The sequence below is a fragment of the Microbacterium sp. P5_E9 genome (genome assembly GCF_054049175.1).
This window is the reverse complement of the sequence record NZ_JBFUMV010000021.1, coordinates 42,665-55,647: the sequence shown is the minus strand read 5'-3', so window position 1 is coordinate 55,647 and position 12,983 is coordinate 42,665. Positions and strand designations below refer to the sequence as shown.

At 67.5% G+C, this 12,983-nt stretch carries 14 protein-coding genes; 12 read left to right on the top strand and 2 right to left on the bottom strand.

The features are described 5' to 3' along the window. Window positions 1-8 precede the first annotated feature (8 nt). The 7 genes from ACXJ3V_RS18695 (at window position 9) to ACXJ3V_RS18665 (ending at window position 6,898) form a co-directional block, all read left to right on the top strand. On the top strand, window positions 9-554 hold the full coding sequence (locus ACXJ3V_RS18695) for a hypothetical protein (protein ID WP_457101852.1): 546 nt from the start codon (window positions 9-11) through the stop codon (window positions 552-554). A 316-nt stretch (window positions 555-870) separates the two neighbouring features. Next, window positions 871-1,239, top strand: a complete 369-nt coding sequence (gene rpsL / locus ACXJ3V_RS18690; protein ID WP_018187369.1) for a 30S ribosomal protein S12 — start codon at window positions 871-873, stop codon at window positions 1,237-1,239. A gap of 5 nt (window positions 1,240-1,244) precedes the next feature. Then, complete coding sequence (rpsG, locus tag ACXJ3V_RS18685; protein ID WP_056312881.1) at window positions 1,245-1,715, top strand: 30S ribosomal protein S7; 471 nt, start codon at window positions 1,245-1,247, stop codon at window positions 1,713-1,715. A 105-nt stretch (window positions 1,716-1,820) separates the two neighbouring features. Continuing rightward, window positions 1,821-3,935: an elongation factor G gene (gene fusA / locus ACXJ3V_RS18680; protein WP_457101851.1), complete on the top strand. Its 2,115-nt coding sequence runs from the start codon at window positions 1,821-1,823 to the stop codon at window positions 3,933-3,935. Window positions 3,936-4,093: 158 nt separating this feature from the next. Beyond that, complete coding sequence (gene tuf, locus ACXJ3V_RS18675; RefSeq protein WP_457101850.1) at window positions 4,094-5,287, top strand: elongation factor Tu; 1,194 nt, start codon at window positions 4,094-4,096, stop codon at window positions 5,285-5,287. An 83-nt stretch (window positions 5,288-5,370) separates the two neighbouring features. Continuing rightward, entirely contained in the window at window positions 5,371-5,661 is a 291-nt protein-coding gene (locus tag ACXJ3V_RS18670; RefSeq protein WP_457101849.1) for a hypothetical protein, read from the top strand. A gap of 130 nt (window positions 5,662-5,791) precedes the next feature. Further along, window positions 5,792-6,898 carry a glycosyltransferase gene (locus tag ACXJ3V_RS18665; protein WP_457101848.1) on the top strand — a complete coding sequence of 369 codons (1,107 nt, stop codon included), beginning with the start codon at window positions 5,792-5,794 and terminating at the stop codon, window positions 6,896-6,898. A gap of 12 nt (window positions 6,899-6,910) precedes the next feature. On the opposite strand, the gene ACXJ3V_RS18660 is transcribed toward ACXJ3V_RS18665, so the two are convergent. Then, entirely contained in the window at window positions 6,911-8,032 is a 1,122-nt protein-coding gene (locus ACXJ3V_RS18660) for a glycosyltransferase (RefSeq protein WP_457101847.1), read from the bottom strand. Between the two features lies 1 nt (window position 8,033). Continuing rightward, a complete protein-coding gene (locus ACXJ3V_RS18655) occupies window positions 8,034-9,593 on the bottom strand; it encodes a sugar transferase (protein ID WP_457101846.1) in 1,560 nt (519 codons plus the stop codon). Between the two features lie 552 nt (window positions 9,594-10,145). Here ACXJ3V_RS18655 and rpsJ point away from each other — a divergent pair. Genes rpsJ through rplB form a run of 5 tightly spaced genes read left to right on the top strand, consistent with a single transcriptional unit; the run spans window position 10,146 to window position 12,974 of the window. Next, entirely contained in the window at window positions 10,146-10,454 is a 309-nt protein-coding gene (gene rpsJ, locus ACXJ3V_RS18650; protein WP_013584016.1) for a 30S ribosomal protein S10, read from the top strand. 8 nt (window positions 10,455-10,462) lie between these two features. Next, the gene (gene rplC / locus ACXJ3V_RS18645; RefSeq protein WP_457101845.1) at window positions 10,463-11,122 is read left to right on the top strand and encodes a 50S ribosomal protein L3; all 660 of its coding nucleotides are present in this window, start codon (window positions 10,463-10,465) and stop codon (window positions 11,120-11,122) included. Between the two features lie 4 nt (window positions 11,123-11,126). After that, complete coding sequence (gene rplD, locus ACXJ3V_RS18640; protein ID WP_457101844.1) at window positions 11,127-11,813, top strand: 50S ribosomal protein L4; 687 nt, start codon at window positions 11,127-11,129, stop codon at window positions 11,811-11,813. Beyond that, a complete protein-coding gene (gene rplW / locus ACXJ3V_RS18635) occupies window positions 11,810-12,109 on the top strand; it encodes a 50S ribosomal protein L23 (RefSeq protein WP_457101843.1) in 300 nt (99 codons plus the stop codon). Before rplD ends, rplW begins: the two co-directional genes overlap by 4 nt. 25 nt (window positions 12,110-12,134) lie before the next feature. After that, a complete protein-coding gene (gene rplB, locus ACXJ3V_RS18630; protein ID WP_457101842.1) occupies window positions 12,135-12,974 on the top strand; it encodes a 50S ribosomal protein L2 in 840 nt (279 codons plus the stop codon). Window positions 12,975-12,983: the final 9 nt, after the last annotated feature.

The window sequence follows — 12,983 nt, the reverse complement described above, 5'->3', positions numbered from 1 at the left end:
GGCCGGCGATGACGGACGATCCGGCCGCGCACGTCGAGCCCGACGACGCGACCGCCATCTCGAGGCGCCGCGGCATCGACCCCGACGCCACCCAGCCGGTCGATCCCGACGACACGCACCCGGGCAGGCGTCCGGGGCCGCAGCGCCACGCGGACCCCTCGGCCGGTGACGCGACGTCCGACGACGGGTCGACGATCGTCGTCCGCCGCAAGTCGCGTCCCCGGTMCCCGAGCGGGTCGCAGCCGAGCGCTGCCGCGCGATCGGATGCCGCGGCCGCCGCCGGCCCCCACGCCACGGTCGGCGCCGCGCCGCCGCATCGGATCGCCGCGCCGCCCGAGGCGCACGTCGCCTATCCGCCGCGGACCCCGGAGCAGCCTGAGATCACCCGCCGACCACCGTCCCCGCGGCCGTTGCAGGCACCAGTGGACCGTGCGGCGGGGGAGGCCGCCACCCGCCGCCGCCGACGCCGGACCGCGCTGATCGCCGTGGTCGCGGCATCCGTCCTCGTCGCACTTGCCGTCGCCGGAATCTTCGCGCTGGCGCTCATCCCCTGACCCTGCGAGGGGATGAGCGGCGGACGACACGCCGCGTTTGACCGGCCCTCCACCGGTCGCGTATCATCAAAGGGTGTGCGCTTTCGCGCGCCGTCCGACGTGCCCCGGCATGGACGACGGAGCCAAGAGCGCTGCATCTCAGGGATCGGACTGCGAACAGTCCGCCCCCACGGCTTATCCACCACACAAATCGCGTCAGATCATTCTGCCGCGCCGGTGGGTCCACGTGAGCCTCAGGTGAAACAGATCGAAAGATCCGTCCAGCTTCAGGTGAGACCACGACGCTGTCACCGTGCAGCACAACATAGGAGAGAACGTGCCAACCATTCAGCAGTTGGTTCGCAAGGGTCGCTCGCCCAAGGTCACCAAGACCAAGGCGCCGGCGCTCAAGGCGAACCCGCAGCAGGCGGGTGTCTGCACCCGCGTGTACACGACCACGCCCAAGAAGCCCAACTCGGCGATGCGCAAGGTCGCCCGTGTCAAGCTCCGCAACGGCACCGAGGTCACCGCCTACATCCCCGGCGAGGGCCACAACCTGCAGGAGCACTCGCTCGTGCTCGTCCGCGGCGGTCGCGTGAAGGACCTCCCCGGTGTCCGCTACAAGATCGTCCGTGGCGCCCTGGACACCCAGGCCGTCAAGAACCGTAAGCAGGCTCGCAGCCGCTACGGCGCGAAGAAGGGTTAAGGAATATGCCTCGTAAGGGACCCGCCCCGAAGCGCCCCGTCGTCAACGACCCGGTCTACGGCGCACCGATCGTCAGCCAGCTCGTGAACAAGATCCTCGTCGACGGCAAGAAGTCGCTCGCCGAGTCGATCGTGTACACCGCCCTCAAGGGCGTCGAGGCCAAGAACGGCCAGGACGCTGTCGCCACCCTGAAGAAGGCGCTCGACAACGTGCGCCCGACCCTCGAGGTCAAGAGCCGCCGCGTCGGTGGCTCGACCTACCAGGTGCCGATCGAAGTCAAGCCGCACCGTGCGAACACGCTCGCGCTGCGCTGGCTCGTGAGCTACGCCAAGGGTCGTCGTGAGAAGACGATGACCGAGCGCCTCCAGAACGAGATTCTGGATGCCTCGAACGGCCTGGGTGCCGCGGTCAAGCGCCGCGAAGACACCCACAAGATGGCCGAGTCGAACCGCGCCTTCGCGCACTACCGCTGGTAACAGCCGCTTCGTCCGGGATCGGCCCCCTGCGGGGCCGATCCCGGACACCCGGACGCTTCGACACGCTCAGCGCCCGGCCCAGAATCACAAGTTAGGAAGACACCCGTGGCACAAGACGTGCTCACCGACCTCACGAAGGTCCGCAACATCGGCATCATGGCGCACATCGATGCCGGCAAGACGACGACGACCGAGCGCATCCTGTTCTACACGGGGACCAACCACAAGATCGGTGAGACGCACGACGGCGCCTCGACCACCGACTGGATGGAGCAGGAGCAGGAGCGTGGCATCACGATCACCTCCGCTGCTGTCACGTGCTTCTGGGACAAGAACCAGATCAACATCATCGACACCCCCGGCCACGTCGACTTCACGGTCGAGGTCGAGCGCTCGCTTCGCGTGCTCGATGGCGCGGTCGCCGTCTTCGACGGCAAGGAGGGCGTCGAGCCCCAGTCCGAGACCGTCTGGCGTCAGGCCGACAAGTACGAGGTCCCGCGCATCTGCTTCGTCAACAAGATGGACAAGCTCGGCGCCGACTTCTATTTCACGGTCGACACGATCATCAACAAGCTCAAGGCCAAGCCGCTCGTGCTGCAGCTGCCGATCGGCGTCGAGAACGACTTCGTCGGCGTCGTCGACCTCGTCGAGATGCGCGCGCTGGTCTGGGCGGGCGACTCCAAGGGTGATGTCACCATGGGCGCCAAGTACGACATCCAGGAGATCCCGGCCGACATGGCCGAGGTCGTGGCCAAGTACCGCGAGATCCTGCTCGAGACCGTCGCCGAAACGGACGAGGAGCTCCTCGAGAAGCACTTCGGGGGCGAGCCCCTCACGGTCGCCGAGATCAAGGCCGCGATTCGCAAGCTGACCGTCAACTCGGAGATCTACCCCGTGCTCTGCGGCTCGGCGTTCAAGAACCGCGGCGTGCAGCCGATGCTCGACGCGGTCGTGGACTACCTCCCGTCGCCGCTGGACGTGCCCGCGATCGAGGCGCACGACCCGAAGAACGAAGAGATCGTCATCCTGCGCCACTCGGACCGCGAGGAGCCGTTCACGGCCCTGGCGTTCAAGATCGTGACGCACCCGTTCTTCGGTCGCCTCACCTACATCCGCGTGTACTCCGGTCACCTGGACTCCGGCGGACAGGTCGTCAACTCGACCAAGTCCAAGAAGGAGCGCATCGGGAAGATCTTCCAGATGTACGCCAACAAGGAGAACCCGGTCGACTCGGTCACCGCCGGTCACATCTACGCGGTCATCGGCCTCAAGGACACGACCACGGGCGACACCCTGTCGGACTCGCAGCACCAGGTCGTGCTCGAGTCGATGACGTTCCCCGAGCCGGTCATCGAGGTCGCGATCGAGCCCAAGACGAAGGCTGACCAGGAGAAGCTGGGTCTCGCGATCCAGAAGCTCGCCGAGGAGGACCCGACGTTCCGCGTCGAGCAGAACTCGGACACCGGCCAGACCGTCATCAAGGGCATGGGCGAGCTGCACCTCGACATCCTGGTCGACCGCATGAAGCGCGAATTCCGCGTCGAGGCGAACGTCGGCAAGCCGCAGGTCGCGTACCGCGAGACGATCAAGAAGGCCGTCGAGCGTCACGACTACACGCACAAGAAGCAGACCGGTGGATCCGGCCAGTTCGCGAAGATCCAGTTCGCGATCGAGCCCCTCGAGGTCACGGCCGACACGACGTACGAGTTCGAGAACAAGGTCGGCGGTGGCCGCATCCCGCGCGAGTACATCCCTTCGGTCAACGTCGGCTTCCAGGACGCGATGAACGTCGGAGTCCTCGCGGGCTACCCGATGGTCGGCGTCAAGGCGATCCTGCTCGACGGTGCCGCGCACGATGTCGACTCGTCGGAGATGGCGTTCAAGATCGCCGGCTCGATGGGCTTCAAGGAGGCGGTCCGCAAGGCGAACCCCGTCATCCTCGAGCCGATCATGTCGGTCGAGGTCCGTACTCCCGAGGAGTACATGGGCGACGTCATCGGCGACCTGAACAGCCGCCGCGGCCAGATCCAGTCGATGGAGGATGCTGCCGGCGTCAAGGTCGTCCGCGCCCTCGTGCCGCTGTCCGAGATGTTCGGCTACATCGGCGACCTCCGCTCGAAGACCTCCGGCCGCGCCGTCTACTCCATGGAGTTCGACAGCTACGCCGAGGTCCCGCGCAACGTCGCAGACGAGATCGTCCAGAAGACCAAGGGCGAGTAGTCCTCCGGATGCCGGGGGCCCAGGCCCCCGGCATCCGGTTCCACAACTTCACACAGTTTCATCCCAACCCTCTCTACTAAGGTAGAAACCAATCCCCGTAGAGAACCGGTCGCAATCCAGCGCCCGGAGCATCTACACGAATGTCCTAGGAGGACCCAGTGGCTAAGGCCAAGTTCGAGCGGACCAAGCCGCACGTGAACATCGGAACGATCGGTCACGTCGACCACGGCAAGACCACGCTCACCGCCGCGATCTCGAAGGTGCTCGCCGACAAGTACCCGTCGAAGACCAACGTGCAGCGCGACTTCGCGTCGATCGACTCCGCTCCCGAAGAGCGTCAGCGCGGCATCACGATCAACATCTCGCACGTCGAGTACGAGACGCCGAAGCGCCACTACGCGCACGTCGACGCCCCGGGTCACGCCGACTACATCAAGAACATGATCACCGGTGCTGCTCAGATGGACGGCGCGATCCTCGTGGTCGCCGCCACCGACGGCCCGATGGCCCAGACGCGCGAGCACGTGCTGCTGGCCAAGCAGGTCGGCGTGCCGTACCTGCTCGTGGCGCTCAACAAGAGCGACATGGTCGACGACGAGGAGATCCTGGAGCTCGTCGAGCTCGAGGTCCGCGAGCTGCTGTCCAGCCAGGACTTCGATGGCGACAACGCGCCGGTCATCCGCGTCTCGGGCCTCAAGGCTCTCGAGGGCGACGAGACGTGGACCCAGTCCATCCTCGACCTCATGGACGCCGTTGACGAGTCCGTTCCGGACCCGATCCGCGACAAGGACAAGCCCTTCCTCATGCCCGTCGAGGACGTCTTCACCATCACCGGCCGTGGCACGGTCGTGACGGGTCGCGCCGAGCGCGGCACCCTCGCGATCAACTCCGAGGTCGAGATCGTGGGTCTGCGCCCGACGCAGAAGACGATCGTCACCGGTATCGAGATGTTCCACAAGCAGCTCGACGAGGCATGGGCCGGCGAGAACTGTGGTCTGCTCCTGCGCGGCACCAAGCGTGACGACGTCGAGCGCGGCCAGGTTGTCGTCAAGCCCGGTTCGGTCACCCCGCACACCAACTTCGAGGGCACGGCGTACATCCTGTCCAAGGAGGAGGGCGGCCGTCACAACCCGTTCTTCACGAACTACCGCCCGCAGTTCTACTTCCGCACCACCGACGTCACCGGCGTCATCACGCTGCCTGAGGGCACCGAGATGGTCATGCCCGGCGACACCACCGACATGACCGTTGAGCTGATCCAGCCCATCGCCATGGAAGAGGGCCTCGGCTACGCGATCCGTGAGGGTGGCCGCACCGTCGGCGCCGGCACGGTCACGAAGATCCTGAAGTAGTCACTGACTGACTGCTGAAAGAGGGTCGGACCTTAGGGTCCGGCCCTCTTTTGTCGTATCCGGAGGTCTCTGAGGTTTGACGGATGCCGCGCCCGCCCGCGACGATGGGCTCCGGTGCGTCCGCCGCGGGCGCCGTGCGAAGGAGTGGACCCATGGGCTTCGATGACCTGTTCAACAAGAGCAAGAAGCTGTTCCAGGACGGCAAGGAGAAGGTCACCGACTTCGTCGAGAGCGAAAAGGGCGAGCAGCTGATCGACAAGAGCAAGCAGGTGTTCGAGGACGGCAAGGGCAAGGTCACCGAGTTCTTCGACAGCGACAGCGACAGCGACAAGGGCGAGGGAGCGGTCGGCAGCGAGCCGTCGCCCGGTCCCTGAGCCTGTCGAAGGGCGCCGATGCCTGTCTCTCGGGATCGGCAGGTAATATGACCGGACGCTGTGCGGGCGCGTAAGGCTCGTGCGGAACCCGGCTATCGGGGGCGTACTCMGGGGGGAGAGGCACTGCCCGATGAGCGGGATCATCGTCCACGAGTGGCTGCAGCGCAACGGCGGCTCCGAGAATGTCTTCGCCGTGCTCAGCGAGACGTTTCCGGATGCGGAGCGCTTCTGCCTGTGGAACGACAGCGAGGGGCGGTTCACCGGCGTCGAGGAGTCCTGGCTGGCCCGCACACCGCTGCATGGGCACAAGATGGCAGCCCTGCCGCTCATGCCCGCCGTCTGGCGGAACCTCCCTGAGCGCGACGCGGACTGGGTGCTCTGCAGCAGCCATGCGTTCGCGCATCATGCCCGGTTCGCCGGTCCTGCTCGCAGCGCGCCGAAGCTCGTCTATGCGCACACCCCGGCACGGTACGTGTGGGTGCCTGAGCTCGACGGCCGCGGCGAGAGCACCATGGCCCGCGCGGTCTCGGCGATGCTGAAGCCGCTGGATCGCCGGCGTGCCGCGGAGGCGACGGCGATCGCGGCGAACAGCCGATACGTCGCCGCGCGCATCGCCGACAAGTGGGACCGCGAAGCGCAGGTGATCTATCCACCGGTGGATGTGCACACGTTCGCCGAAGATCCGGTGGAGCTCTCCCCGGCCGATCGGGCCGTGCTCGACTCCCTTCCGGAGAGCTTCCTGCTCGGCGTCTCCCGATTCGTGCGCTACAAGCGCCTCGAAGCGGTGATCGATGCCGGCATCGCCGCGGGTCTGCCGGTCGTGCTCGCCGGCGGAGGACCTGACGGGCCGCGCCTGCGCGCGCACGCGCTGGGCCACCCCGGCGCCGTGCGCTTCGTCGACACCCCGTCGTTCGCGCTCCTCCGCGCCCTCTACCGTCGCGCCGCGGCGCTGGTGTTCGCGGCCATCGAGGACTTCGGCATCGTGCCGGTCGAGGCGATGGCCTCCGGTACCCCGGTCATCGCCAACGCGATCGGTGGCGCATCCGAGTCGGTGATCGACGGCGTCACCGGCGCGCACGTGTACGAGTGGACCCCCGCCGAGCTGCGCAGCGCCGTCGACCGTGTCGTCGGACTGTCCGCGGCGGACTGCGTCGCGCGGGCCCAGGACTTCGACACCCCGCTCTTCCAGGATGCGATCAGGCGGTGGGTCGGCGCGCACGCGCCGATCGACGCCTGAGGCCGCAGCGGGTCAGCGCAGCGGCAGCTGGGGCACGGCGATGCGCGGGCTCAGCCATGCGGTGAGCGCGCGATCGAACTGGGTGGCGTCGAATCGCCAGGCATGCTCGGTGATGCCGGCGCGCGGGAGGCCTGCGCAGACGGCCGCGGCCGCGAGCGCCTCCTCCGCGGAGCGCGGATCGAACAGCGCGCCGCCGACGCCCTCCAGCACGGACTCGCCGGACCCGCCGACGCGGTTGGCCATCACCGGGGTGCCCGCCGCCATCGCCTCGACGGCCACGATGCCGAAGTCCTCGATCGGGGGGAAGACGAACAGACCCGCCTTCGCCATCAGCGCCCGCACCATGGCGTCGCTCGGCCGCAGCAGAATGTGCACCGGCACCCGGGACTCGGCGGCCTGAGCCCGCAGCTCCGCCTCGAGCGGACCGAAGCCGGCCACCACGGTGGGCCGGTCCAGCAGCTCGCCGATCTGGATCACGGTGTCGAGCCGCTTGTAGGGGATGAAACGCGAGACGCCCAGCACGAAGTCGTCGGGGAGCGCATCGAGCGTGCGCCGCTCGGCATCGGTCAGCTGTTCGCGCCAGTCCCCGCGTACGATCCCCGCGACATCGACGGGCGGATGGATCACCTGCGCGGTGCGTCCCCAGGAGCGTTCGATCCGGTCTGCGACGAAGCGGCTGTTGGCGGCGAGTCCGGTTGAATGCTGTGCGGTGCGCTTGTCGAGCGCGCGCAGCGGCGGGCCGGCGATCTTGACCGCGAGGTTGTCACCTCGCCGATCGAGCTCCGGCGCCCACAGGTAGCGCGCCGGGGTGTGGACGTAGACGTACTTGGGTCCGTCGCCTTCCACCCGCACGTGATGGGCGAACGCGTGCGAGCTCACGAGCGTCCAGTCGTGGCTGGTCTGCCGGGGGAGGCGCCAGGTGATCGGCATGACCGGCAGGGCGAGCGCCTTGTGGCGGCGCAGCGGGGTCCGGGCGAGCCAGGTCTCACGCACGGTGCGATCGGGGAACCGCGTCCGGTCGTCGTTCCAGAGGCACAGCAGGTCGGCGTCGGGGAAGAGGGTCGCGAGCCGAGCCAGCACCCGCTCCGCCCCGCCCGCCGCCTCGATCCACTCGTTGACGATCAGCCCCGTCACGTCATGCGGCCGTTCTCCCCGGGGCGAGGGCGGCACGCAGCGTCTTGAGGAGGATGACGACGTCGCCGACCAGCGACCAGTTCTCCACGTAGGCGAGGTCGATGCGCACCGACTCCTCCCAGGAGAGGGTCGAGCGCCCGCTGATCTGCCAGATGCCGGTGATGCCCGGCTTGACGAGGAACCTGCGATGCACGTGCTCGTCGTACCGCGCGACTTCGGTCGGCAGCGCAGGGCGAGGACCGACGAGCGACATCGACCCGCCGAGGACGTTGAACAGCTGGGGGATCTCGTCGAGGCTGTAGCGGCGCAGCCGGCGCCCGAGCGGGGTGACCCGCGGGTCGACGAGCATCTTGAAGAGCACTTCGTTGCCGGAGTCGCGCTGCGCCAGCAGGTCAGGCAGCATCGACTCGGCGCCGTCGACCATCGTGCGGAACTTGAGCATCCGGAACTCACGGCCGTCGAAGCCGACGCGGCGCTGCCAGAACAGCACGGGGCCGGACGAGGACGAGGCGATCATGATGGCGATGATCGCCATCACCGGGCTCAGCAGCACGATGCCGATGGCTGCGAGCAGGATGTCCAGCGCGCGCTTCACGAATCGCTGGCCCATGCTGTAGCGCGGCGTCTCGACGTGGATCAGCGGAAGGCCCGCAACCGGTCGGGTCTGGATGCGCGGACCGACGACGTCGGCGATGGCCGGCGCGAGGACGAGGTGCCGGCTACCGGTCTCGAGCGCCCACGAGATGCGCTTCACTCCCGACGGCGGCAGCTCATCGGCGCTGGTGACCGCGACGGTGTCCGCGTCGAGATGCAGGAGCACGTCCAGGACGTCCTGCACTCCTCCGACGATCGGGATGTCGGTGTCGCGCACCGTGCCGCCGGGCTTGCCGCCCGGGGTGCACGCTCCGACGATCCGGTAGCCGGCGCTCGGCGTGCGGCGCAGGGCCGCCCCGATCTGGGCGACGGATGCCTCGGACCCCACCAGGAGCACGGTGGCGCTCCAGTGGCCCTTGGCCCGCTGGCGGATCAGCCACTTGCGCCACATCCATCGCTCGAACAGGAGGGCCAGGATGCCGAGGGGCAGGCTGATCAGCAGATACCCCCGCGCGACGTCGACGCGCAGCAGGAACGCGGCGATCGCGATCAGGCCGAACAGGCGCGTGCTGACCGAGATGACCCTGACGTACTCTGCGGCGCCGGTGCCGATCGCCCGGTCGCTGCGTGAGTCGGCGAGGCTCAGGCCCCACATCCACAGCGCGAGCAGCACGGTCGAGAAGATCCAGTACGAGACGTTGCTCAGGCGCGAGTCCTCGCGGATCGACACCTGGGCATTGCCCAGGCCGAACCAGGCCACCTGGGTTCCGTAGATGACGACGGTGAGCACGAGCAGGTCGCTGATCCACAGCCGCCGGGCGTAGCGCGCCCGCCAGTCTGCGCCGCCGCGGGCATCGCGCGTCGAGCGAGCCGGCGCACCCTGTTCGGGTGCCGGTCTGCTCGGTGAGCGAAATGACTTCGCCCGGTCGATCGGCTCTCTTGCCGATCCGACCACTTTCGACGTCACGCGAATCCCCCCCTTCCGCCACCTGGGCTTGCGGTGCCCATGGCACAGCGTGCCGCTCCCCCAAGCGACGGCCCTGTCATTCTGCCACGGTTGCTCCTCTTGTCATGAGTCAAGTGTCCGGATCGTGATCCCGCGGAGCGCGGGCGTCTGCGATCCTGGGAATGTCCCTCGGAGCGAGATCCGCGACACGCCCGAGTTTGCGACACGCCCGGGTGACACGTAGACTAGTGAGGTTCCACATTCCGGCGCCCCTCTTGGCGTGCGCTGGATCACTGCCAGGGCAGTGCATAGACGACGCGAAAGCATCATCGTCTAGGCCGCGGGCAGCAGAACCAAAATCCGACACCTCAGACAGATGGGGACGCTTGCGTCCGCGCGTGCCTGGGTGTGAAGGAGCCGGATGCCGAGGCATCCGGATTGACATGAGAACAGCGGTGCAGCAACGCACTGCAGAGCAGTGCAGAGAAGTGCCATGGCGCGCAAGCGCCACCGTGCGTCCGATGCCCCTGGGGAGCCCAGGTCGGTAAGACGCGGAATGAGAGTGAGCAGACAATGGCGGGACAGAAGATCCGCATTCGCCTGAAGTCGTACGATCACGCCGGCCTCGATTCGTCGGCCCGCAAGATCGTCGACACCGTGACCCGTGCTGGTGCAACGGTTGTGGGCCCCGTGCCCCTCCCGACCGAGAAGAACGTCGTGTGCGTCATCCGGTCGCCGCACAAGTACAAGGACAGCCGTGAGCACTTCGAGATGCGCACCCACAAGCGTCTGATCGACATCATCGACCCGACGCCCAAGGCTGTCGACTCGCTGATGCGTCTCGACCTGCCGGCCGATGTCAACATCGAGATCAAGCTCTGAGGTTCGACATGGCTGACATCAACAACAGGATTTCGCGGGGACTGCTGGGCACGAAGCTCGGCATGACCCAGGTCTGGAACGAGAATGGCAAGCTCATTCCCGTCACCGTCATCGAGGTTGCCACGAACGTGGTCACCCAGGTTCGCACCCCCGAGCGCGACGGCTACAACGCGGTTCAGATCGCCTACGGGCAGATCGACCCCCGTAAGGTCAACCAGCCGCTCACGGCCCACTTCGAGGCTGCCGGCGTGACCCCCCGTCGCCACCTCACCGAGGTTCGCACCGCCAACGCCTCCGACTACTCACTCGGTCAGGAGCTGACCGCGGAGAGCACCTTCGAGGCCGGCCAGCTGGTCGACGTCGTCGGCACCAGCAAGGGCAAGGGCTTCGCCGGTGTCATGAAGCGTCACAACTTCAAGGGCGTCTCGGCTTCGCACGGTTCGCACCGCAACCACCGCAAGCCCGGCTCGATCGGCGCATCGTCGACCCCCAGCCGTGTCTTCAAGGGCATGCGCATGGCCGGCCGGATGGGTGGCGAGCGCGTCACCGTCCTCAACCTCACGATCCACGCGGTCGACGCCGAGAAGGGTCTGCTGCTCGTCAAGGGCGCCGTCCCCGGCGCGCGCGGCCGCATCGTCTACGTCCGCAACGCAGTGAAGGGGGCCTGAGTCCATGGCTGATTCGACTCTCGCGCTCGACGTCCGAAGTGCAGATGGCAAGAAGGCAGGCTCCGTGGAGCTGCCCGCCGCGATCTTCGACGTCAAGACGAACATCCCGCTCATCCACCAGGTCGTCGTCGCGCAGCGCGCGGCGGCTCGCCAGGGCACCCACTCGACCAAGCGTCGCGGTGAGGTCTCCGGCGCCGGCCGCAAGCCCTTCAAGCAGAAGGGCACCGGTAACGCCCGTCAGGGCTCGATCCGCGCGCCGCACATGACCGGTGGTGGCATCGTCCACGGCCCGAAGCCGCGTGACTACTCGCAGCGCACCCCCAAGAAGATGATCGCCGCCGCCCTCCTGGGTGCGCTCAGCGACCGCGCTCGGGGCGACCGTCTGCACGTCGTCGACTCCTTCGGGATCGACGGCGCCCCCTCGACGAAGGCGGCCAACGCCGTCCTCACCGAGTTCGCCCCGCGCAAGCGGAACGTCCTCGTCGTGATCGAGCGCAATGACGAGATCAGCACCAAGAGCCTGCGCAACCTCGCGTACGTTCACGTGCTGACCTTCGACCAGCTGAACGCCTACGACGTGCTCGTCTCCGACGACATCGTCTTCACCAAGGCCGCCTATGACGCGTTCGTTGCGAAGAAGCTCGCCGCGAACGCCGCAGCAGAGGCCGACACCGAGGAGGTCTCGGCATGACCGGAATCAACAAGGACCCGCGGGACGTCATCCTGAAGCCGGTCGTCTCCGAGAAGAGCTACGGGCTCATCGACGAGGGCAAGTACACGTTCCTCGTGGACCCGCGCGCGACCAAGACCGAGATCAAGCTCGCCATCGAGAAGATCTTCGGCGTCAAGGTGGCCGCGGTCAACACGCTCAACCGCGTCGGCAAGGCCCGCCGCACCCGCTTCGGCACTGGAAAGCGCAAGGACACCAAGCGCGCCATCGTGACCCTGAAGTCGGGCACCATCGACATCTTCACGGCAGTCGGCTGACGGTCGGGATAGAGGACTAGAGAACATGGCTATTCGCAAGTACAAGCCCACGACCCCGGGTCGCCGCGGCTCGTCGGTGGCCGACTTCGCCGAGATCACCCGATCGACGCCTGAGAAGTCGCTCCTCCGCCCGCTGTCCAAGACCGGTGGTCGCAACAACCAGGGCCGCATCACCACCCGCCACATCGGTGGTGGCCACAAGCGCCAGTACCGCGTCATCGACTTCCGTCGCAATGACAAGGACGGCGTGGACGCCAAGGTCGCTCACATCGAGTACGACCCCAACCGCACCGCGCGCATCGCGCTGCTGCACTACGTGGACGGCGAGAAGCGCTACATCATCGCGCCGAACAAGCTGTCGCAGGGTGACGTCGTCGAGTCGGGTCCCGGTGCTGACATCAAGCCCGGCAACAACCTGCCCCTCCGCAACATCCCCACCGGTACCGTGATCCACGCGATCGAGCTCCGCCCCGGCGGCGGCGCGAAGCTGGCCCGCTCGGCCGGTGTGTCGGTTCGCCTCGTGGCGAAGGACGGCCCGTACGCCCAGCTGCGTCTCCCCTCGGGCGAGATCCGCAACGTGGACGCGCGCTGCCGCGCCACGATCGGCGAGGTCGGCAACGCCGAGCAGTCGAACATCAACTGGGGCAAGGCCGGTCGCAACCGCTGGAAGGGCATCCGCCCGACCGTCCGCGGTGTCGCGATGAACCCGGTCGACCACCCGCACGGTGGTGGTGAGGGCAAGACGTCCGGTGGTCGTCACCCCGTTTCCCCTTGGGGCCAGGCTGAGGGTCGCACCCGCCACGCCAACAAGGAGAGCGACAAGTACATCGTTCGCCGTCGCACCGCCGGCAAGAAGCGCAAGTAGGAGTAGAGG

Excerpts from the sequence above, each read along its gene's own strand:
- rpsG (WP_056312881.1), top strand. The coding sequence starts at position 1,245 with ATGCCTCGTAAGGGACCCGCCCCGAAGCGCCCCGTCGTCAACGACCCG.
- ACXJ3V_RS18670 (WP_457101849.1), top strand. The coding sequence starts at position 5,371 with ATGCCGCGCCCGCCCGCGACGATGGGCTCCGGTGCGTCCGCCGCGGGC.
- ACXJ3V_RS18665 (WP_457101848.1), top strand. The coding sequence starts at position 5,792 with ATGAGCGGGATCATCGTCCACGAGTGGCTGCAGCGCAACGGCGGCTCC.
- rpsJ (WP_013584016.1), top strand. The coding sequence starts at position 10,146 with ATGGCGGGACAGAAGATCCGCATTCGCCTGAAGTCGTACGATCACGCC.
- rplC (WP_457101845.1), top strand. The coding sequence starts at position 10,463 with ATGGCTGACATCAACAACAGGATTTCGCGGGGACTGCTGGGCACGAAG.
- rplD (WP_457101844.1), top strand. The coding sequence starts at position 11,127 with ATGGCTGATTCGACTCTCGCGCTCGACGTCCGAAGTGCAGATGGCAAG.
- rplW (WP_457101843.1), top strand. The coding sequence starts at position 11,810 with ATGACCGGAATCAACAAGGACCCGCGGGACGTCATCCTGAAGCCGGTC.
- rplB (WP_457101842.1), top strand. The coding sequence starts at position 12,135 with ATGGCTATTCGCAAGTACAAGCCCACGACCCCGGGTCGCCGCGGCTCG.